The organism is Streptosporangium sp. NPDC051023 (assembly GCF_040689595.1).
Lineage (GTDB): Bacteria > Actinomycetota > Actinomycetes > Streptosporangiales > Streptosporangiaceae > Streptosporangium.
Genome location: NZ_JBFBCE010000004.1, coordinates 146426 through 167549 on the forward strand (window position 1 = coordinate 146426; position 21124 = coordinate 167549).

General features: G+C 70.7%; 20 protein-coding genes. 11 read left to right on the forward strand and 9 right to left on the reverse strand.

What is annotated here, in order from left to right; genetic code table 11:
* Positions 1-112: 112 nt before the first annotated feature.
* The 4 genes from egtB (at position 113) to AB0395_RS04285 (ending at position 4678) form a co-directional block, all read left to right on the forward strand.
* On the forward strand, positions 113-1426 hold the full coding sequence (gene egtB, locus AB0395_RS04270) for an ergothioneine biosynthesis protein EgtB (protein WP_366276869.1): 1314 nt from the start codon (positions 113-115) through the stop codon (positions 1424-1426).
* Positions 1427-2137, forward strand: a complete 711-nt coding sequence (gene egtC / locus AB0395_RS04275) for an ergothioneine biosynthesis protein EgtC (protein ID WP_366276871.1) — start codon at positions 1427-1429, stop codon at positions 2135-2137. It begins immediately after the preceding gene.
* A 22-nt stretch (positions 2138-2159) separates the two neighbouring features.
* Entirely contained in the window at positions 2160-3140 is a 981-nt protein-coding gene (egtD, locus tag AB0395_RS04280) for an L-histidine N(alpha)-methyltransferase (RefSeq protein WP_366276874.1), read from the forward strand.
* A 374-nt stretch (positions 3141-3514) separates the two neighbouring features.
* Complete coding sequence (locus AB0395_RS04285) at positions 3515-4678, forward strand: M20 family metallopeptidase (protein ID WP_366276876.1); 1164 nt, start codon at positions 3515-3517, stop codon at positions 4676-4678.
* Positions 4679-4841: 163 nt separating this feature from the next.
* On the opposite strand, the gene AB0395_RS04290 is transcribed toward AB0395_RS04285, so the two are convergent.
* The 4 genes from AB0395_RS04290 to AB0395_RS04305 all read right to left on the reverse strand — a co-directional run bounded on the left by AB0395_RS04290 (position 4842) and on the right by AB0395_RS04305 (position 8133).
* Positions 4842-5603, reverse strand: a complete 762-nt coding sequence (locus AB0395_RS04290) for an alpha/beta hydrolase (protein ID WP_366276879.1) — start codon at positions 5601-5603, stop codon at positions 4842-4844.
* Positions 5597-6184, reverse strand: a complete 588-nt coding sequence (locus AB0395_RS04295; RefSeq protein WP_366276881.1) for a TetR/AcrR family transcriptional regulator — start codon at positions 6182-6184, stop codon at positions 5597-5599. The genes AB0395_RS04290 and AB0395_RS04295 overlap by 7 nt, the downstream gene beginning before the upstream one ends.
* A 195-nt stretch (positions 6185-6379) precedes the next feature.
* Complete coding sequence (locus AB0395_RS04300) at positions 6380-7801, reverse strand: amidase (protein ID WP_366276884.1); 1422 nt, start codon at positions 7799-7801, stop codon at positions 6380-6382.
* Positions 7802-7926: 125 nt separating this feature from the next.
* Positions 7927-8133, reverse strand: coding sequence for a LuxR C-terminal-related transcriptional regulator (locus AB0395_RS04305; protein ID WP_366276887.1), 207 nt, complete (start codon positions 8131-8133; stop codon positions 7927-7929).
* Here AB0395_RS04305 and AB0395_RS04310 point away from each other — a divergent pair.
* The 5 genes from AB0395_RS04310 to AB0395_RS04330 all read left to right on the forward strand — a co-directional run bounded on the left by AB0395_RS04310 (position 8132) and on the right by AB0395_RS04330 (position 13072).
* Positions 8132-8590, forward strand: a complete 459-nt coding sequence (locus AB0395_RS04310; RefSeq protein WP_366276889.1) for a hypothetical protein — start codon at positions 8132-8134, stop codon at positions 8588-8590. The genes AB0395_RS04305 and AB0395_RS04310 overlap by 2 nt on opposite strands.
* Before the next feature lie 149 nt (positions 8591-8739).
* The gene (locus AB0395_RS04315) at positions 8740-9831 is read left to right on the forward strand and encodes a histidine kinase (RefSeq protein ID WP_366276892.1); all 1092 of its coding nucleotides are present in this window, start codon (positions 8740-8742) and stop codon (positions 9829-9831) included.
* Positions 9828-10490 (forward strand): response regulator transcription factor, encoded by a 663-nt coding sequence (locus AB0395_RS04320; protein ID WP_366276894.1) that lies wholly within the window; start codon positions 9828-9830, stop codon positions 10488-10490. Before AB0395_RS04315 ends, AB0395_RS04320 begins: the two co-directional genes overlap by 4 nt.
* A gap of 132 nt (positions 10491-10622) precedes the next feature.
* The gene (locus AB0395_RS04325) at positions 10623-12245 is read left to right on the forward strand and encodes a carboxylesterase/lipase family protein (protein ID WP_366276897.1); all 1623 of its coding nucleotides are present in this window, start codon (positions 10623-10625) and stop codon (positions 12243-12245) included.
* A gap of 377 nt (positions 12246-12622) precedes the next feature.
* Positions 12623-13072: a hypothetical protein gene (locus AB0395_RS04330; RefSeq protein ID WP_366276900.1), complete on the forward strand. Its 450-nt coding sequence runs from the start codon at positions 12623-12625 to the stop codon at positions 13070-13072.
* A gap of 230 nt (positions 13073-13302) precedes the next feature.
* Here the strand turns inward: AB0395_RS04330 and AB0395_RS04335 are convergent, their stop codons facing one another.
* Positions 13303-14103: an MOSC N-terminal beta barrel domain-containing protein gene (locus AB0395_RS04335; protein ID WP_366276903.1), complete on the reverse strand. Its 801-nt coding sequence runs from the start codon at positions 14101-14103 to the stop codon at positions 13303-13305.
* 244 nt (positions 14104-14347) lie between these two features.
* On the reverse strand, positions 14348-15241 hold the full coding sequence (locus AB0395_RS04340) for an oxidoreductase (protein WP_366276905.1): 894 nt from the start codon (positions 15239-15241) through the stop codon (positions 14348-14350).
* Positions 15242-15438: 197 nt separating this feature from the next.
* Between AB0395_RS04340 and AB0395_RS04345 the strand changes: the two genes are divergently transcribed.
* Together AB0395_RS04345 and secY are read left to right on the forward strand one after the other, a co-directional pair.
* Positions 15439-16107 (forward strand): DNA-binding response regulator, encoded by a 669-nt coding sequence (locus AB0395_RS04345; RefSeq protein ID WP_366276908.1) that lies wholly within the window; start codon positions 15439-15441, stop codon positions 16105-16107.
* A gap of 130 nt (positions 16108-16237) precedes the next feature.
* Positions 16238-17563, forward strand: a complete 1326-nt coding sequence (secY, locus tag AB0395_RS04350) for a preprotein translocase subunit SecY (protein WP_366276911.1) — start codon at positions 16238-16240, stop codon at positions 17561-17563.
* Here the strand turns inward: secY and AB0395_RS04355 are convergent.
* From AB0395_RS04355 to AB0395_RS04365, 3 genes are all read right to left on the reverse strand, one after another.
* Complete coding sequence (locus AB0395_RS04355) at positions 17535-18230, reverse strand: response regulator transcription factor (protein ID WP_366276914.1); 696 nt, start codon at positions 18228-18230, stop codon at positions 17535-17537. The genes secY and AB0395_RS04355 overlap by 29 nt on opposite strands.
* Complete coding sequence (locus AB0395_RS04360) at positions 18227-19381, reverse strand: histidine kinase (protein WP_366276917.1); 1155 nt, start codon at positions 19379-19381, stop codon at positions 18227-18229. Before AB0395_RS04360 ends, AB0395_RS04355 begins: the two co-directional genes overlap by 4 nt.
* Positions 19382-19639: 258 nt before the next feature.
* Positions 19640-20413, reverse strand: a complete 774-nt coding sequence (locus AB0395_RS04365; RefSeq protein WP_366276920.1) for a lytic polysaccharide monooxygenase — start codon at positions 20411-20413, stop codon at positions 19640-19642.
* Positions 20414-21124: the final 711 nt, after the last annotated feature.

Here is a 21124-nt window from a genome sequence, read left to right on the forward strand (position 1 = left end):
CGGGTGACGGCTTGGTCATCGCCGCCACCGAACACATTAACGAAACCTGCGGCGTCGTGCCGGGTTTCCTCCCAACCCTGAAGGAACGGGTCTCCAGGCTTAAGGAGTTTCGATGAACGACTTCAAGGAGCGGATCGCCGCCGAGCTCATCGCGGTGCGCGACCGTTCACTGGCCTACACGGACGCCGAGGACGACCTGCTGGTCAGACAGCACTCGCCGCTGATGTCACCCCTGGTGTGGGACCTGGCGCACGTGGGCAACTACGAGGAGCTGTGGGTGCTGCGGGAGGCCGGGGGGATCACCCCGCTCCGCCCCGAGATCGACGACCTGTACGACGCGTTCAAACACCCGCGCAAGAACCGCCCGAGCCTGCCGATCCTGGGCCCCGGCGAGGCTCGCCGCTACATCGAGGGCGTGCGGGGGCGGGTGCTGGACGTCCTGGACGCGCTCGACCCGAACAATCCCAACCCCCTCCACCGGGACGCCTTCGTCTTCGGCCTGGTGATCCAGCACGAGCACCAGCACGACGAGACGATGCTCGCCACCCTGCAGCTGTCGAAGGAGCCGGGGCTGGTCCGCGACGGCGAACTGCCGCGGGGCAGGCAGGAGGGCCCTGAGGAGGTGTTCGTCCCCGCGGGACCCTTCCTGATGGGGACCGACACCCAGCCATGGGCCTACGACAACGAACGCCCCGCGCACCGGATCGACCTGCCCGCCTATTGGATCGACAGGCTCCCCGTCGGCAACCGGGCCTACGCCGCCTTCATCGAGGACGGCGGCTACGACGACCCGCGCTGGTGGAGCCCGGAGGGCCTGCTCTGGCGGCAGGAGACCCGCGCCTTCGCTCCGCTGTTTTGGACCAGGGACGGCGACACCTGGTGGCGGACCCGGTTCGGCAGGCCGGAGCCGGTGCCCATGGACGAGCCCGTCCAGCACGTCTCCTGGCACGAGGCCGACGCGTACGCCCGCTGGGCGGGCAAGCGGCTGCCGACGGAGGCCGAGTGGGAGAAGGCCTGCGGCTGGGATCCCGAGGCGGAGCGGGCGCGGAAGTATCCCTGGGGGGACGACGACCCGACCCCTGACCTGGCGAACCTCGGGCACAGGGCGGCACGCCCCGCCCCGCTCGGCGCCTATCCCGCGGGAGCCGGTCCCTACGGCACGGAGCAGATGATCGGTGACGTGTGGGAGTGGACCTCCTCACGGTTCCTGCCCTACCCCGGCTTCCGCAGCTTCCCCTACCGCGAGTACAGCGAGGTCTTCTTCGGCGGCGACTACCGGGTGCTGCGCGGCGGATCGTGGGCGGCCGACCCGGCCGCGGTCCGCACGACGTTCAGGAACTGGGACCACCCCATCCGCAGGCAGATCTTCACCGGCTTCCGCTGTGCCCGCTCCGCCTCCCCGGAGCACTCCCCGGAGCACGGATAGATGTGCCGTCACGCCGCCTGGCTCGGCGCTCCCCGATCCGTCGCCTCACTGCTCAGCGAGCCCGAGCACGGCCTGCTGCGGCAGTCGTACGCCCCGCGCATGCAGCGCCACGGCATGATCAACGCGGACGGCTTCGGCATCGGCTGGTACGACCCGACCCGGGTGGAACCGGTGCGCTACCGCCGTTCCATCCCTATGTGGGCGGACGCCAACCTGCCCGCTCTCGCCGAGATCGCCCGCTCCGGCTGTCTGCTGGCCGCCGTACGGTCGGCCAGCGAGGGCATGCCGATCGAGGAGACCGCGACGGCACCCTTCGCCGACGGATCATGGCTGCTCAGCCATAACGGCCGCGTCGCGCGCGGCCCCGTGAGGGAGCTGGCGGGCGACGGCGGCGCGGAGAGCACCTGCGACGCCGCGTGGGTCGCCGCCGCCGTGTTCGTACGGCGGCGCGCCGGCCTGACGCTCGGCGACGCCCTGTCGGAGGTCGTCGTCCACGCCGGGACCAAAGACCCCCAGGGGCGCCTCAACCTGCTCGCCTGCGACGGCGCCTCACTCGCCGCGACCGTCTGGGGCGACACGCTCTTCCTCAACCTCGACGACGGCGTGCTCGTGGCGAGCGAGCCGCTGGACGACCGGTCCGGCTGGCAGGCCGTACCGGACAGGAGCCTGCTTCTCGCCTCTCCCGACGGCGTGCGTATTCAGCCGCTGTGACCTATAGCACCGAGGAGATCCCATGCCTGTCAGCCAGTCCGCCGTACGCCTGACCAACCATCTCAGCCACGACTACCTGCGTCAGGCTCTCGAACACGACGTCCGCAGCGGGCTGGCGTCGACGCCCAAGTGGCTGCCTCCGAAGTGGTTCTACGACGCGGTGGGCAGCGAGCTGTTCTCCCAGATCACCCGGCTGCCCGAGTACTATCCCACCCGCCGCGAGCTGGACATCCTGCGACGGCACTCCGCCGACATCGCCAGGGACAGCGGGGCGGACACCCTGGTCGAGCTCGGCTCGGGGACCAGTGAGAAGACCGTGTTGCTGCTCGACGCCCTCGCCGTCGCCGGGACGCTGCGTGCCTACACCCCGGTCGACGTCGACGCGGTCACCCTGGGCGACGCCGCGCGGCGGCTCACCGCCCGCTACCCGGGGCTGGAGGTGCACGCGGTCTGCGCCGACTTCGAGCGCCACCTGGCGCTGCTGCCGCGGGAGGGACGGAGGATGGTCGCCTTCCTCGGCGGCACCATCGGCAACCTCGACCCGGCGGCGCGCGAGGTCTTCCTGAAGGAGCTGCGCGCGACCCTCACTCCCGGCGACTCCTTCCTGCTCGGAGCCGACCTGGTGAAGGACACGGGACGGCTGGTCGCGGCCTACGACGACGCGGCCGGGGTCACCGCCGCCTTCAACCGGAACGTCCTGCACGTGATCAACCGGCAGCTGGACGCCGACTTCGCGCCGGACGCCTTCGAGCACGTCGCGCTGTACGACCTGCGGCAGAACTGGATCGAGATGCGGCTGCGGGCGACCCGAGCCATGCGCGTGCGGATCGGCGGCCTCGACCTGTCCGTCTCCTTCGACGCGGGGGAGGAGATGCGCACCGAGATCAGCGCCAAGTTCCGTCCCGAGGGCCTGAGACAGGAGCTCATCGCCGCCGGATTCACCCCGAGCAACCACTACACCGACCCAACCGGCGACTTCAGCCTCGTCCTCGCCCACGCGTAGTCCCCCTCACCACTCCCCCCGGAACCCCTCCCTCACCACTCCCCCCCGAACCCATCCCTCACCACTCCCCCGAGACCCATCCCTCACTGCCTCACGCCCCCACCCGCTTCACCCTCACCCTCACTCCCCGACACCCGCCTCCACCGCTCCCGCCTCCACCGCTCCCGCCCCCATCGCCTCACCGCCCCACCCGCTTCGCCGTCTCCGGGGCATTCCAGAGCGCCGGTACGGCGAGCGGTGGCAACGGCCCGCTCGGCGCGAATGGGCGGCGCCCAGCCCGGTGGGTGTTCGTCGAGAAGGCGGTGGGGAACCGACTCCGGGAAGGGCCCCACCGGGGACTGGCGAGGGTCCGGTGGCACGGGCACGATGAAGCGGTGGATCTCGAATCCTTTCTCGCCACGGCACGGCGACTGCTCGCCGTGCCGTCGACCGCCGACCGGCCCGACGACCTGCGCAGAGCTCTCGACCTCGTGATCGACTTCGTCCTCGAATCCGGCGCGTCCGGCAAGTCCGGCTCCAGCGGTACCGGCGGATCCGGCGGTACCGGCGGTGCCGGTCTCACGGTTGAGCGGTTCGAGTCGAACGGCAAGCCGAGTGCGCTCGTCTACCCCGGCCCCCGGCGACCGCACTTCCGGATCATCCTCAACGCCCATCTCGATGTCGTGCCCGCACCGGCGCACCAGTTCCGGCCGCGCCTCGACGGCACCCGTCTCCACGCCAGAGGCGCCCAGGACATGAAGGTGTCCGCGCTGGTGCAGGCCCAGGTCTTCCGCGAGCTGGCGGGCGGGCTGCCGTACCCGATCGCTCTGCAACTGGTCACCGACGAGGAGGTCGGCGGGCGCGACGGCACGTTGCACCAGCTCGAACAGGGCGTCAGCGGCGACTTCGTCGTCATCGGCGAGCAGAGCGGGCTGCGCGTCGTGACCGACTCCAAGGGGATGGTCACCGCGAACCTGCGGGCCACGGGCCGTAGCGCGCACAGCGCCTACCAGTGGCTCGGCGACAACGCCCTGCTCAAGCTGCAGCGCAGCCTGGACAACGTGCTGGCCAGATATCCCGTGGCCACCGAGGAGGCCTGGCGGACGACGGTCACCGTGGCCAGAATCGAGACCCCCAACCAGGCCCGCAACCAGGTCCCCGCCCTGGCGGAGGCGTGGCTGGACATCCGCTTCCCCGCCGGGGACCCGGACCTGGACGGCAGGACCGCCGAGGAGATCGCCGCGCACCTGGTGACCTTCTGCGAGCCCGGTGTCATCCCCGTCGTCGAGCACGTCGACCCGCCGCACCACGCCGACCGGAACCGGCCAGAGGTGCGTGGCCTCCAGCGGGCCGCGAGGAACCAGGGCTACCACGATGGGTTCCTGCGCAAGCACGGCGCCGCCGACGGGCGTTTCTACTACCAGCGGGGCATCGACGCCGTCATCTTCGGCATCGGCGGCGACGGCCAGCACGGTCCCGACGAGTACGCGGACACCACGACGATCGTGCCGTACTACCGGGCGCTCAGCGAGTTCCTCAGGAACCCGGGACAGGGATGACCCACCCGACTCCGCCTACCTGGCGCTCAGCGAGTTCCTCGAGAACCCCGGGTGATCACGAGTGGGCGTGGCCTGCGGTCGAGGCCGGGTTTCACGATCGCTTCCCAGCAGGCAAGCGATCGTTTCCCGGACTCACCGAGGACTCGGGTGCCGAGTGTGTCGATCAACTGTCCGTCAGGAAGGCCAGGGCGTCCGAAGCGAACCGTTTGTCGGTGAACGTGCCGCTGTGGCTTCGGCCCGGGTAGACGACGAGCTGGGCGTCCGGGATGCCTTCCACCGTCTGCCGGGCCAGTTCCAGCGGATAGACCAGGTCCCTGTCACCTTGGATCAGCAGCGTGGCCGCCTTGATGTCGTGCAGCCGTCCACGCAGGTCGAAGCCGTCCTCTGCGTCGAGGACGACGACGGCGTCGGTGTGATCTTCGTGGCCGCTGTCGGACAGCCACAGCAGGCCTTCGAGCAGCCTTCGGCCGATCGTCGATTCCGTGACGACCTCGGCCAGCGCGGGGCTCGGCCGCCTGCCTTGGCGTGCGCGCTCGATGTAGGCGCGCTGGGCTCGTTTACCGATGGGGCCGAGGGTGCAGGCCGTACCGGCCAGAACGAGGCGGTCGACCAAGCCGGGATGGTCGGCGGCGAGTTGGAGGGCGATGGATCCGCCGGTGGAGATGGCCAGCATGTTCACCGGGGCCTCAAAGGTGGTTCTGATCGCCTGCGCGTAGACGGCGGCGAGGTCGGCCATCGTCGTGCCCGGTGGCAGCCCAGGTCGGCGATTGACGACGTAGACGGTGAAGTGCTTGGTGAACGGTCGCACCAGCCGCATCGTGGACCAGCGCGCCATACCTCTCGGGTTGGCCGCCTGCGGGGTGTAGAGCAGGACGACCAGGGGTGGTCCTTCACCGACCGACAGATACGGCAGGTCGTTCAGCATGGGGTGAGCCCTTCTGTGACAGCATCGATCAGGCGGTCCATCACGGACGGGTAGATGTCGGCGCCCAAGTGTTCGGCGTACAGCGGGGTCAGCAGGACCGCGCGCAGCACGCCGAGCAGCACCTGCGGATCACCTTCCAGATGGGTGCCGAGGAACTGGAGCAGATCGGCCATCGGGCCGCCCTCGGCGGCGGCCATCCGCTCGGGGGTGAGCTTGGCGGCGACCGCGGCCATCTCCTCGGGGTGGGACATCAGCCGCCGGTAGAGCGGGTTGGTGTCGAGTTCGGCGACCGTGGCGCGCAGGAAGCGCCGCAGGCGGTCGCGGGTGTCGGTGCCGCGGTTGAGCCCCTCGTCGATCACGCGCCGCCGTATCCCCTCGTACTGCCGCAGCATGGCCTCGAAGTAGAGGTCCTCCTTGGAGTCGTAGAAGGCGTAGATCGAGGATTTGGCGATGCCCGCGGGGGTCGTCAGCTCTTCCAGTGACGTCTTGCGCAGGCCCTGGGTCGAGAAGAGGCGGGTGGCGGTGTCGAGCAACCGCTCGATGATCCGCACCCGCTCTTCCTCGGAGAACGCCGGCGGCATAATATCTCCATATGAACAATCTGGTTTTATGTTCACACGATACCCCCTGGGCGCCCGGCCGACGCAAGCCGCGGGGCCGGGGTGATTCACCCGGCTCCGCGACCTCGGCCCCGGTGCCCCAGGCGGCCCACTGCCCCAGACGGCTCAGTGCCCCAAGCGGCCCACTGCCCCAGGCAGCTCAGTGCCCCAGGCGGCTCAGCGGCCGTCGGCGAAGACCCGGGGAGTGCGGTCCTTCCAGGGCATGGCCTCCTCGAGCCTGGCGGCGATCCGCAGCAGCAGGTCCTCGCGGCCGTAGGGGGCGACGATCTGCACCCCGACCGGCAGGCCGTCCGCGCTCTGCCCAAGCGGCAGGCTGATCGCGGGCTGACCGGAGAGGTTGAACACCGCGCAGAACGGCCCGTAGTCGAGGATCGACTCCAGCCAGCTCGTCATGGTGTGGCCGGGGTCGTCGTAGCGCAGGGTGCCGTGCGGCACGGGGAGCCGCCCCAGGGTCGGGGTGACCAGCAGGTCGTACTCGGTGAAGAACGCGCCGACCGACCTGCTCACCCGGTTCTGCGCGTCGAAGGCCCCCAGCAGGCGGAAGGCGCTGAGGCTCTTCGCCTCCCCGAAGGCCCGCAGGGTCACGGCCTCCACCTTGGCCGGATCCGGCTCCCTCAGGGAGACGAGCATCGGGGCGGCGACGGCGACGATCGCGAACGGCACCATGGCCCGCATGACGGCGTCCCAGTCGACGGCCGGGCTCGCCTCGGTGACGTCGTGGCCCATCTCCTCCAGCACCCGCCCCGTCCGCACGGCCGCCTCCGCCACCTGGGAGTCCACCACCGCCCCCGACCACGCCCTCGTGGTCACGGCCACCCGCAGCCCGCCGAGCTCGGCTCCCAGTTCCTCGGCGTACGGGCGCGACGGGGGCGGCGCGGTGTACTTGTCGCCGACACCGGGACCCGCGAAGGCGTCGAGGAGGTGCGCGGCGTCGCGGACGGTCCGGGTCAGCGCGAACTCGTCGGAGATCCCGAACATCGCCTCCCCCGCGTCCGGACCGCACGGGACGCGACCCCGGCTCGGTTTGAGGCCGACCAGGCCGCAGCAGGAGGCGGGGATGCGCAGCGAGCCCGCGCCGTCGCTGCCGTGCGCGACGGGCACCGCCCCCGCGGCGACCAGGGCCGCCGCACCACCGCTCGACCCGCCGACACCCCGGTCCTGGTCCCAGGGATTGCGGGTCGGCCCGTACTTCACCGACTCGGTGGAGAAGCTGATCATCATCTCCGGCACCGTGGTCAGCCCCAGGGTGACCAGGCCCGCGGCCCGGATCCGCGTCATCAGGTCGGTGTCGTGCTGCGCGACGACACCCTCGACGCTCCGGCTCCCGCAGAAGAACGGCACGCCCTTCGCCACCGGCCCGTTGTCCTTGATCAGGAACGGAACACCGGTGAGCGGCCCGTCGGCCGCGTGATCGAGAGCGGGTGAGAACGGCGGCAGCGCGAGCCCGTTCACCTCGGCGTTCGCCTTCTCCAGAGCCTGCCGGGCGACGGCCTCGACCTCGGCGGCGGTGACCTCACCGGCGCGTATCAGGTCACGCAGCCCAATGGCGTCATACCTGGCGTACTCGTGGAGCTCCACGGGCTCTCCTCCTCGGCGTCTCACGGACGGGGCCGGGCGACGACGACCTGATTTTCGCCCCGGCCAGGATCCTGCGTGAGTCCCCGAAGTTCCACCGGTTTTCCGCGCGGCCTCGGTCAGGCCGGCTAACGGCCGTCCATGCGGCCGCTGCGGAACGCGAAACCGGCCGCCTCCACACGGTTGCGCACGCCGAGCTTGATGTGGACGGACTCCAGATGGGTCTTCACGGTGCTCAGCGACATGTGCAGTTCCGTGGCGTTCCCGTGGTCGGTGCCCGCAGGCTCGGTGCTTCTCCCGCCCCTGCTCGGCGTCGTCACGACCGTGGTGGCCATGCTGGCTCCCGCGCGGTCCGCCACGCGGGTACATCCCGTCGCGGCGCTGCGGCGCACGGCCGCCACGACCGTGCGCCGGTCTTCGGTACCGCGCGCGGTGGCCGGACTCGTGGCCGCCGTCGCGGGTTTCGCCGTCCTGGTGACCGGCGGCACGGAGGCCGGGGTGGTGGGCGGCCTGGTGTCCATGGCGGGTGTGCTGCTGGCGTCCCGGGTGATCGTGCCGGCGGTCGTCTCCCCACTGCGGCGCCCGCTGCGCGCGGCCTTCGGCGTCCCCGGCCACCTGGCCGGAGACGGCGCCGTGCGCGCCCCCGGCCGGAAGGGCCGCACGGATCCCGCCCGCCGCCCTGCTCACCGAGCGCTGACCTCGGATCCTCCCCCGTCGTCTTTCCGCCTTCGCCGCATCGCCTTTCCTCGGAGCCTCCCCCGGATCCCCGGAGCCTCCCCGCGGATCCTCTGAGTCTCCCCGCGAATCCTCGGAACCCCGGACGGCGCGGCCCGCGGGGGTCACTCTCCGGAGGGAGGGCGCCTTCGGTCGCAGGAGGGAAGTGCGGGCGGGAGCGAGAGCATAACCTGGGGAAAATCCCGATCCGGATGGTGGCAGGCCCAGTGAACTCCCTCCGCGCGTCCCGGGCCGACGTGGCGATCGCCGTCGTCGTCACGGCTGCGACGGTCATCCCGTTCTTCGTGCCCTACGCGCAGCCGTGGTGGGCCGTGACCCTGGCGCTCCTGTCCTCGGTCCCCCTGGTGTTGCGGCGTACGCTGCTGGTCCCGGTGGGCCTGGTGACGGGCCTGGCGATGACGGTGCTCATGCTGGGGCAGCACGCGCTGGAGCACAGTCCCTTCCTGCTCGTGCCGTACGGGCCGCTGGTCATGACCTACACCTTCGCGGCGCTGGCCTCCCCCAGGTTGCGGGCGGTCGGGGGCGTGGTGCTGGCGGCGGGGGTGCTCTCCTCCCTCGTCCTGCCGGATGAGGACCTCGACACCTTCCGCTACGTCGTGACGGCCTACATCGCCGCGTACGCCCTGGGCACGACCACCCGGGCCAGGCAGGCGCAGCGCGAGGCGACCGAGGAGCGCGCCCTGCGGCTGCGGGAGGAACGCGCGGCGGCGGTCGCCGAGGAGCGCACGCGCATCGCCCGCGACATGCACGACATCGTGACCCACTCGGTCGGCCTCATGGTCGTGCAGGCCGAGGCGGGACCGCTGGTCGTACGGGGCGACCCGGCGAGGGCGGAGGCGATCTTCGAGGCGATCGCGACGACCGGGCGAGACGCCGTCAGCCAGCTCAGGCTGATCCTCGGAGCGCTGCGGGGCGCCCTCGGCCGCGACCCCCATCCGGGTCTCGACACCCTCTCCGAACTGGTCGAACGGACCCGTGACGCGGGCCTCGACGTGATCGTCGACGAACGGGGACCCCGCCTGCCGATCTCGGCGGCGGTGGACATCGCCGCCTACCGGATCATCCAGGAGAGCCTGACGAACGTCCTGCGGCACGCCTCCGTCCGTACCGTGTGGCTGCGCCTGACGTGGGCGCGACCCACGCTGACGGTCCAGATCGCGGACAGCGGCCGGGGCACCCGCGACTTCCGCGAGGGACACGGCATCATCGGCATGCGCGAGCGGGTGGCGGCGTGCGGGGGTACCCTCACCGTCGACCCGTCCGGTTTCACAGTCACAGCGACCTTTCCCATCGGATGACCCATATGCGAGTACTCGTCGCCGACGACCAGGACCTGTTCCGTGGCGGCTTCGCCATGATCCTCAACGCGCACGACGACATCACCGTCGTCGGAGAGGCCTCGGACGGGGACGAGGCCGTCAGGAAGACCCTCGAACTCGAGCCCGACCTCGTGCTCATGGACATCCGCATGCCCCGCATGGACGGTGTCGCGGCCACGGCGGAGATCTGCCGCCGTACCTCGGCGAAGGTGCTGGTCCTGACGATGTACGACATCGACGACTACGTGTACGACGCGCTGCGCGCCGGGGCGAGCGGCTTCCTGCTCAAGGACGTGCGGCGGGACGACCTGGTGCGCGCGGTCCGGCTCGTCGCGGCGGGAGAGTCCCTGCTCGCCCCGGCCGTCACCCGGCGGCTGATCGAGGACGTCGTACGGCGCGGCACCGCCAGACCCGCGCTGCGCAGACGGCTCGGCGAGCTGACCGACCGGGAGACCGACACGCTCCGGCAGGTCGCCCGGGGCCTGTCCAACGCCGAGATCGCGGCCGAGCTGGTGGTCAGCGAGCACACGGTGAAGACTCATGTGAGCAATCTGCTGGCCAAGCTCGGCCTGCGGGACCGGGCCCAGGCGGTCGTGTTCGCCTACGAGTCGGGCCTCGCCGTCGCCGGCTCCGAGTAGGCCTCCGAATAGACCAAGGCCCACACCCGAACCTCACTCCTGCGAGCGACCACGGATTCACCGCGCGGACCGATCCGGTCCTGCGCCCTCCCCGGCGAGGCTCTACCCGAAGCCTTCGCAAAGGAGATCTCGATGTTCCGCGTTCCCACCGTTCTCGCCGTGGCCGGGGCGGCTCTCGCGCTGACCGCCAGCGCCGCGTGCGGCGCGGCGGCCGATAAAGCCGCGCCCGGCGGCACCGACGACGGTACGGCCTGCGTGACCCACACCTCGCTCGGCGCCGTCTCGGGCACGGCGGCGGACGGCCTGTGCGCCTTCCGTGGCATCCCGTACGCCGAACCGCCCGTCGGAGAGCACCGTTTCCGGCCGCCACAACCCGTGGGCCCGTGGCAGGGCACGCTCAAGGCCGTCGACGGCACCCGTGTCTGCCCCCAGGAGCGGGACGTGCTGACCGAGGACTACCCCGACGACAAGAAGGTCTACACCGACGAGGACTGCCTCTACCTCAACGTGTGGACACCGCGACCGGACCGCGCGAAGCGTCCCGTGATCGTGTTCATCCACGGTGGCGCGGCCAGGTACGGGACGAGCAACGAACCGCGCTACAGCGGGACCCACCTGGCCACCAGGGGTGACGCGGTGGTCGTCTCCCTCAACTACCGGCTCGGGGTGCTCGGCTGGACCGAGCTCGGCGGTCTCGACCCGGCCTACCGAGGCTCCGGCAACAACGGGCTGCGCGACCAGATGACCGCGCTGCGCTGGGTGAAGGAGCACGTGGCCGACTTCGGCGGCGACCCGGCGAACGTCACCGTGGTCGGTGAGTCCGCGGGCGCCGCCTCGATCAGCGCGATGCTCGCCACCGACCACCCGGAGAAGCTGTTCCGCCGGGCCGTCCTGCAGAGCGGCAACGAGGCCTTCGTGCACACCACGGCGTTCCAGGGCAAGCTCGCCGCGGCCTTCCCCGTGCGTGACATCGCCAAGCTGAAGGCCATGTCCGTGGAGGAGGTGCTCAAGGTGCAGGAGAAGGCCGTGTCCACCCTGCCCGGCGCGGCGGGCGGCGCGCTGTACTTCGGCGCCTACGTCGACGGGACGCTGGTCCGCGACTCGGTGATCAAGCGTGTCGCGGCTGGAAACGCGCGCGGGATCGATCTCCTCGTCGGCAGCGACCGCGACGAGATCAACTTCTTCGGCCAGTTCGCCCCGGAGGGGCTGAGCGGTCTCGCCCGGCAGTACGAGGCGTTCTTCCCGAAGGAGCTCGCGGACCAGCGTGAGCGGATGACCGCGATCTACCGCAAGGACAGGACACGCCAGGAGGCGGCCCTGGCGATGTTCACCGACCAGGGCATCCGGGTGCCCCTCATCAGGCTCGCCGAGGCGCAGAACCGCTGGCGTCCCACCTACGTGTTCCAGTTCGACTGGGCGCCCCCGAAGGGGGTCGGCGCGGTGCACACGATCGAGTTGCCCTTCATGTTCGGCACCCTGCGCTTCGCCGGCATCCAGGGCGGGCAGGAGGCGCTGCGGACCGACCGGGCACGGCTGACGACGCTGTCGAACCAGATGGTCGACGCCTGGACCTCCTTCGCCCGCACCGGGGACCCCAGTGCGCGCCGTACGGTCTCCAGGCCCGCGTGGCCCGCCTACCGCACCCCGCGACGTGCCACGATGATCTGGGACATCCCCGCCAAGGTGGCCGACGACCCCCGGGGGAACGAACGCGCCCTGTGGGACAAGCTGTCGTTCAACGGCCTCGACCTTTAGATCAAGGGGATCGTCGTCGGCGCCGCACCCCTGGTAGACCGGCAAGGCGGCGAACGCGGCACGCAGGTCGGCCAGGTCGTGGCGCCGACACCGAGCAGGGCGGGCCAGAACCGTCACAGGTGAGGAACCGGCAAGATTCTCAGCGGCCTTCCAGAGGTCCGCCCTCCCCCGAAACCCCACCCGTTTTCAAAAAAAACGACGCACCAAAATACGCGACCACCGTGAAAGCGTTTTCCGAATTCGGCCGACCGGAAAAGGAGGGCGAAACATCAAAATATTCGTTCTCCCAGATTTAAACGAAACGCCATTGTCGGCATGCCGACGCCGCTCGTAGTGTCGTTTCGGAAAGGAAAGCCGTCAACGAAGGGAAAACAGCAATGAAACAGCAGGCCCCCACAGGGCGGCAATCTCGTCGCCGGATCGCCGCCGCCGTACTCGCCGCCTGCTCGGCTCTCGCGGTGATCGCCACGCCGGGCGCCGCCGACGCGAGCCAGGTGAGCGGCTCAGCCTCCCTCCTGGCCAACCAGGACGGCATATGCACGAGCGAGATCTGCTTCGCCGCCGCCAGCATCGGCAACCAGAGCATTTCCGACTTCGCCGTCGACGACCCCAACCTCAACGACAACGTATACATTTCTCCTGGACTTAATCGGGGGCTTAGGGTCGGCAATAGCGCCAAGTGGGTATGGAATGGCAACCCGAGCAGGTACGCCATCATCTGCACCGACATCAACTACCGAGGAAACTGCGCGAGTGTTGCCCCCAACTCCGGCGGCCCACTGTCATTCACCTACGCCAACGACGTAGAGTCGGTGCGCTGGGAATAATTAAAATTCACACACCTCGTTCATGTATGTCACACGAGACGGCCGGGCGGCGGCGAACCCGCCGCCTGGCCACCGCGAGCATCGTCTCGCCGCGGCGGCCGGGGCCGGCACGGCCAGGCGCTCCCCCGCGAGGTCAGACCTCTCGCCGCGTGGCGTGGCGCTTCCCGGCGAGGGCGGCCCAAAGCGCCAGGTAATCTGACACTCCCCTGGTAGTTTGCTCAGCAGCCCGCTCACCGGTCCAGGACGACGACGGGATCACCCACCCGGACGCCGCCCAGCGTGCGCGGCACGCCGGTCCGTCCGAAGAGGATCCGCCGCTCGACGTTCCGGAACCCGGCCAGCGCGCGGAGCGGCTCCCGTCCCCTCACCCCCGTCGCCTGGTCCACGTTGACGATCATGCATCGCCCGCAGGACCTCACCAGGTCGACCTCGACCTCGCCGATCCGCAGCCGCCGCGCCCTGTCCTCCCCGAACGGCCCATCCCAGCCGGAGACGACGATGTTCGGCCGGAAGCGGTTCATCGGCACGGGCTCGGGCAGCCTCGTGTTCAGCTCGGCCAGCGACTCGGGGGAGGTGACGAGCAGCGGGAGGGTGTCGGCGTATCCCACCTCCCCCGTCGCGTAACGCGGGTCGAGCGGGCGGACGTGGTCGTCGGGGAAGCACACCAGGCGGCACGCGGTGCCGAGCACGGCGGAGAACCAGTCGGCGGCGGCGTCGCCCTGGTCGACGCCGCGGGAGGGGGCGCGGAAGAGGGTGATGTCCCGCGCCTCGCCGTCCCGCCGTACGTCGTGCACGAGTGGGGTCGCGACGACGGCCGGATCAACGGGTTCGACCCGGAGCTTCCAGCCGTCGTAGACCGGCCTCAGGAGCGCCAGCCTCGGGATCTCCCGCTGGGACAGGTGCCTGCCGTCCGGGGTGACCAGCATGAGCTCGCGGTCGTGCCGTATGCCGCGTGGGGTGATCTCGGCCTCCCGCAACGTGGTGCCGCCGCCGCTCTTGAGCGGGTAGACGTTCAGCTCCGTCACGATCACGCGGGCCTCCGCGCGAACACCGGCTCCGTCACCATCACACAGGCCTCCGCGCGGACACGCGGCGCCGTGACGGCCCACGCCGTACCGGCCTGACCGCACGGGGCTCGACCGTCCAGGGCCCGGCTGCCGGGGGAATGTCTCCCCGAGGCGGGGCCGGGGCGCAAACCGTGGTTCTCATGGCGGCGACCCTATGTGCGCCCGTGAACGATCAGAAGGTTTCGAGACCTAATCTCCCATAAGAATGTCAGATTTTGTCCTCCGGGGCCTGACCGCCGACGGCGGACAGCTCGGCCACCTCCCCGGCGCTCAGCCGGAGCCCGGCCGCCGCCACGTTCTCGGCCAGGTGCGCCGGTGAGGCGGTGCCCGGGATGGCCAGCATCACCGGTGAGCGGGCGAGCAGCCACGCGAGCACGACCTGCGCGACCGTGGCGTCGTGCCGCTCCGCGATCCGCCTGATCCGCTCGTCGTCCGGCAGCCCGGTTCCGCCCAGCGGGAAGAACGGCACGTACGCGATGCCCTCCCGCTCACACTCGGCGAGCAGGTCGGCGTCCTGCTGCCGCAGCAGGTGGAAGTGGTTCTGCACCGCGGCCACCGGGGCGATGGCCCGCGCCTCCGCGAGCTGCGCCCTCGACACGTTGCTGAGCCCGAGATGCCGGATGAGTCCCCGCTCCCGCAGGGCGGCCAGCGCGGCGAACCGCTCCCCGATCGGCTCGTCCGTCGTCTCGAACCCGCCGACCCGCAGATAGACCAGGTCGAGGCGGTCTTGCCCGAGCTCACGGAGGTTCTGCTCGACCGCTGGGCGCAGATCCTCGGGGCCCGCCTCGGGCAGCCACCCCTCCGGCCCGCGCCGGGGGCCGACCTTGGTGGCGATCACCAGGTTCGGGGGATAGGGACGCAGCGCCGTACGGATCAGCTCATTGGCCGCGAGGTCCCCGTAGAAGTAGAACGCCGCGGTGTCGATGTGGTCGACGCCGAGCTCGACCGCCCCGCGCAACACCGCCAGCGCGGTGTCCCGGTCCCCCGCCGGGCCGTCCAAGCCCCGTGCGGGCAGCCGCATCGCCCCGAACCCGATGCGGGCGACACGCGTCTCGCCTCCCAGCGTCCAGTGTCCGGCCTCGTCGATCTGTGTGTGCGTCATGCCCCAACCCTGCGCCCCCGCCGTCCGCGTGGCGAGGCGGTGGCAGCAAGCTGCCATCGCGCCCACGCGTGGAAAGGCCACGACGACGACCGAGGCGAGGAGCGGTGGGAAGACCATCCGCCCTGTGGGGCGAGGCACCGTTCCGCCGCGCATGACACGTTTTGCCACCCACCACGCGGGACCGCACACTTGAGGCGATGACTGTTGATCCGGACCGGAACGTGACCCTGCGCGGCGAGCGGGAGCTGGTCGAGCGCGCCGGCCATCTGCTCCTGAGCGCCGAGCGGGAATTCGTCTGCGCTGCCGGGGATCTGAAGACCTGGAGCATGCCCGGCCTGCGCGCGCGGATCGCCGGGGCCAGGCACCGTACGGCACCGCCCCTGACCGTCCGCAAGCTCTTCAACCCGCAGGTCCTCGACGACGAGGAGTCGCGACGGCATCTCGCCGAGGTGGCCGCCCGCGGCGCCCAGGTGCGGATCTGCACGACCGGCCTGCCGCACGAGACGATCCTCGTCGACGGCCGGATCGCGATCCTCGCCGGACCGCTCGTAGGCGGCGTCCGCGGCTACACCGTGGTCCGCTCCCCCGACGTGGTCAGGAGTGTGGGCTCGCTGTTCCTGGCCGCCTGGGACGCCGCAACCGAGCTGGCCGAGTTCCGCCGCACCCACCCGCCCGTGCTCGGCCAGGAGAGCCGACGCGTCCTGGCCATGCTCGGCGCGGGCCACAAGGACGAGGCCGCGGCGCGCGAGCTCGGCCTGTCGTTGCGCACCTACCGCCGCCGGGTCGCCGAGCTGATGAAACTGCTCGACGCCGGGTCCCGGTTCGAGGCGGGCCTGCGCGCCCGCGAACTCGGCCTGACCGGCTGACACCCGGCCTCCCTCGCGAGGCGATCCGGCATAGATGATCTCGTGCCGATGGGAACGTACGCGGATCCGCGTACGGCGAAGCCTCCGGTGAGCGGATGTCCCGGCGCGGCCGTCCGGCCAGACTCGGCGCATGCTGACCCTCCTCGTCCGTGCTTTCCGCATGCCGGACCTCAGGAAGAAGATGATCTTCACGCTGGCGATGATCGCGCTGTTCCGGTTCGGGCAGATCCTGCCCGCGCCCGGCGTGAACGTCGCCGCGGTACAGGAGTGCCTGAGCAGAACCCACGGCGGCCTCGTCGACATGCTGCAGTTGTTCAGCGGCGGGGCGATGCTGAAGTTGTCGGTGTTCGCCCTCGGGATCATGCCGTACATCACCGCGGGCATCGTGATCCAGCTGCTCGCCGTGACGATCCCGCGTCTGGAGGCACTCAGGAAGGAAGGACGGCAGGGGCAGGCGAAGATCACCCAGTACACGAGATACCTGACGGTGGCGCTGGCCGTACCCCATGCCGCCACGATCGTCTCGCTGGCCCGCGCGGGCCAGATCTTCCCCACCTGTGACCGGCAGCTGCTGCGCGACCAGAGCCTGATGACGACCGTGGTGATCGTGCTCACCCTGGTCGCGGGGACGTCCGTGATCATGTGGCTGGGCGAGCTGATCACCGATCGGGGGATCGGGAACGGCATGTCCATTCTGATCTTCGCCCAGGTGGTCGCCGTGTTCCCCTCGTACCTGTCGAACATCTTCGTGGTCAGCCCGTTCGCGCTGGCGACGATGCTGGTCACGGGGGTCTTCCTGGTCGCGGCCGTGGTGTTCATCGAGCAGGCGCAGCGACGGATCCCGGTCCAGTACGCCAAGCGGACGGTCGGGCGCAAGGTGTACGGCGGGACCTCGACCTACCTTCCGCTGAAGGTCAACCAGGCCGGGATCGTCCCCGTCATCTTCACCTCGTCGCTGCTCCTCCTGCCGCAGTTGGTGACACAGCTGGCGGGAGGCACGGGTCCCGTCGCGGACTGGATCGCCCGCTATCTCGTGTCGGGCGACCACCCCGTCTACATCACGGCCTACCTCCTGCTGATCGTGGCCTTCACCTACTTCTACGTGGCGATCACCTTCAACCCGGACGAGGTCGCCGACAACATGAAGCAGTTCTCGGGGTTCGTGCCCGGCATCCGGCCGGGACGGCCGACAGCGGCCTACCTCGGCTTCGTGCTCTCCCGGCTGACCGCGCCCGGAGCGCTCTATCTCGGCGCGCTGTCGCTGCTCCCGATCATCGCGTTCATGCTGCTGCACGATCCGGGGACCCAGCAGAACTTCCCGTTCGGCGGGACGACCATCCTCATCATGGTCGGGGTTGGGCTGGACACGGTGAAGCAGATCGAGGCGCAGCTGGAGCAGCGCACCTACACGGGCTTCCTCAAGAAGCTCAAGAAGGAGCCGTCAGCCCGGACCTGACCGCGAAGACGACCAGCTGGGCACGGTCGCGGGCGCGCAGCTTGACCATGGCCCGGCTGACGTGGGTGCGGACGGTCTCGGGGCTGATGACCAGCTCGGCGGCGATCTCGTCGTTCGACCGGCCGGTGGCGACCCAGGCGACCATCTCGCGCTCCCGGGGCGTGAGGGTGTCGAGCCCCTCGACCGGGGCGGTGTCGTGACGGCCGAACAGCCCGATGACCTTCCTGGTGACGGAAGGGGAGAGCAGGGCCTCCCCCGAGGCGACGACCCTGATCGCGCGGGTGAGCTCCTCGGGCGCGCTGTCCTTGAGGACGAACCCGCTGGCCCCCGCCTGGAGGGCGGCGAAGACGTAGTGATCGACCTCGAAGGTGGTGACGACGACCACCCGGGTCGCGGCGAGCACGGGGTCGGCGGCGATGGCTCGCAACGTGTCGATGCCGTCCATGCCCGGCATGCGGATGTCCAGCAGGAGGACGTCGGGATGTGTTTCGCCCAGCAGGCGCAGGGCCCCGGCGCCGTCGGCCGCCTCGCCCGCGAACTCCAGGTCGGGCTCGCGGTCGATGAGCGCCCTGAGCCCCATCCGCATGACGGCCTGGTCGTCGGCGAGCGCCACACGGATCGGGCCCGTGGGAGGCACCACTCGGATCGGGTCCGCGGGAGAGGTCATACGGCGTCCGCCGGGAACCTGGCCACGACGCGGAAGCCACCGTCCTCGCGCGGGCCCGCGCTGAACGAGCCACCGGCCTCCGTCACCCTGGCGCGCATCCCGGCCAGCCCCCGCCCCTCGGCCGCCGGAGACAACTGTCCCCCGGTCGCCCCGGGCGACCCGCCTCCCCCGTCCGCGACCTCGAGGACGAGCGCGCCCGGCTCGTTGGCGACGCGGACCGAGGCCTCCGTCGGGCCCGCGTGGCGCAGGACGTTGGTCAGCGACTCGCGCACGACCCGGTAGACCACGCCCTCGAGATGCGCGGGGATGTACGGCTCCGCGGGCTCGACGTCGACGGGCAGCCCCGCCGCGCGCACCCCGGCGATCAGACCGGGCAGGTCGGGCCCGGGAACCCTCGGGTCGATGAGGTCGAGTGCGGAACGGAGCTGGCTGAGCGCCTGCATGCTGGTCGAGCGAATTGCCTCCAGCGACTCGCGGACCTGGTCGGGACGCTCGTCGAGCATCAACAGCGCGACCCCGGCCTGCATGGCGACGGTCGCGAGACCGTGTCCCGCCGCGTCGTGCACCTCCCCGGCGATGCGCGCCCGTTCCAGGGCGATCAGCTCCTGCACACTCACCGCCGCCTGCGCGGACCCGGCGACCGCCCCCGGGGACGCGCCGGACACCCATGCGACTCCGGTGACCGCCTCCGGGCACATGCTCTCCGCCCGCGCGGCTTCGGTGGCCGGGTCGCGGCGAACGGCCTCTTCCGTGCTCTCTGCCGACGGCCGTACCGGCTTCACGAGCAGCGCCGAGCGGGCGGCGGGCGCCGCGGCGAGAGTCCAGTCCGCGGAGGCGGCCGTGCCCGGCCCCTGCCCCGCGGGAATGCCTCCGTCGAGAACCCGCCCGGCGCAGACGCCCGTGGCCGGGGACCCCGTGGCTGCGGGCTGAACGCCTGTGGCAGGAGGCTGGACCCCCGTGGTCAGGGGCTGGCCCGCTCCACCGCGGGCCTGGACGAGACTGTTGGACGGCCATGGGATCGCCAGCCAGCCGACCCATGCCAGCATGAGGATGACCGGCAGGTCACGCAGCCGCCCCAGGCGGGACAACGCCGTCGCAGCCGCCGCGAGGGAGCTGCGCGGGCGGCTGTCCTGAGGCGTGTGCTCGGTCACCGTCCTCCCTCAGAACAGGCTCATGTGCTCCGATCCTAGCCAGTGCCGAGCCGTTCCGCCCGAGTCGGCCGGGCGTTCGAGCCGCTCTCCCCTCACCGGTCGGTCCGTCGGTTCCGTGCCCCACGGGCGTCCGTGCGACGGAGTGTCCGGCCGGATTCCCGACCGGACAGCCGTGCCTCAGGGGCGTCCGGCTCCTGGGATGCCGGACGCCCGCGGACGGTCGGTGCCGGAACCGCTCCCGGCTACCGCGAAATCAGCTCACGCGCGTGCCCAGAGCGCCGGAACGTTGGGCGGCTCCCATCCGGGCAGCGCGGTGTGCGTCTGGAGGCACTTGTAGGTGGCGCCGCTGTAGAGGACCTGGGCACCCGCCTGGTAGACGGTGCCCGCGGTCCAGTTCCCGACGGGCTGGGTGGGGGTCGTCGTCGGCGTCACGGTCGGGGTCGGGGTGGGCGTCACCGTGGGGGTCGGGGTGGGCGTCACGGTGGGCGTCGGGTTGGAGGTGGGAGTGGGAGTGGGGTTGCTCCCGCCGGCCTGGAGGTCGACGCAGTTGTAGAAGGCCATCTGGGTGTCGGCGATGTTCCAGATGGCGAGCAGCTTGATACGGCCGGTCCTGCCGCCCAGGCTCACCACGTGCGAGACCGTTGAGCCCGGCACCTTACCGCGGTCGTCGAACACCGCGATGCGGGTGCCGCCGACGAAGTACTCCCACGTGCTGGTGGAGTGACGGGCCTCGATCCGCCAGTTGAAGGTGATCGTGTCACCGACGTTGGTGACCGGCCATGCCTTGCTGTCGTCGTCGAGCGGGGACCAGCGGGCGTCGCCGCCACTGCAGTTCCGCTGCCCCTTGACGCCCTCGACGCTGGCCGGCTCCCAGATGATCTGGCCACAGTTGGAGACCTTCCCCTGGGCGCAGAGAGCCTGCCTGCTGGGAGGGGAGGTGATGTAACCGTGCGCCAAGGCGGGCGAGGCGACGAACACCACGGACGCGACGGCGAGAACCACCGCCGCTAAGACCCTGAACAATCTTCGCATGTCGTACTTCCTTTGCTAGGGGGGTAAATCAAATATAAAAGAAAGTTTCCTAACAGTAAATGCCGTAGTCATCATCACTCGCTGCCGTTGTCAGACACGGCGTGCCACCCACGGACCCGACAGGAGTCCCCGAGAGTCCTTCAGAAGGCTCCTGACCTGCCACATGACCAGGAGGCCCAGGCGGCCCGGCGGACGAGCCCGCGACGATCCCCAGCGACGGAGAACTCGGCCTCGCCCCTCCGGCGGGCACCTCCGGAGACATGCACGACGAGGGCCCGTTCGTCCCCTCCCTCTGCGCCCCTCCCCCGCCCACGACTCGCGGCGAACCGGGCGTCCCGCAGCCTGGGACCCGGAAACGTCGAGCACACCCGGCCCCGGAGTCCCGCCCCGAACACCTCTCGGAATCCACCTGCTCGACCGCTCGCCTGAGAGCGTGCTCCGGGAACGGACCGAAGCCCCGGCGGGGCGTGGAAAACCCGCCGCGCCCGGTTCTGGGAGTGGAATGCCTGAAAGAACATGAGTCCCGCGATCTCGGCACGCTTCACGGAAGTCGACGTCCGGGCCGGAACACGCACTCCGCGCCACCACACCTCGAGCGCGCCGAAGTCGTCACACCACGCCGACCGCGTGACCGAGCCGCGACGATCAGCCCGCTCGCCGGATCGTCCGCCCCCACCGGCCCCGCCGACCCGATCGGGGAATACCGGAAAT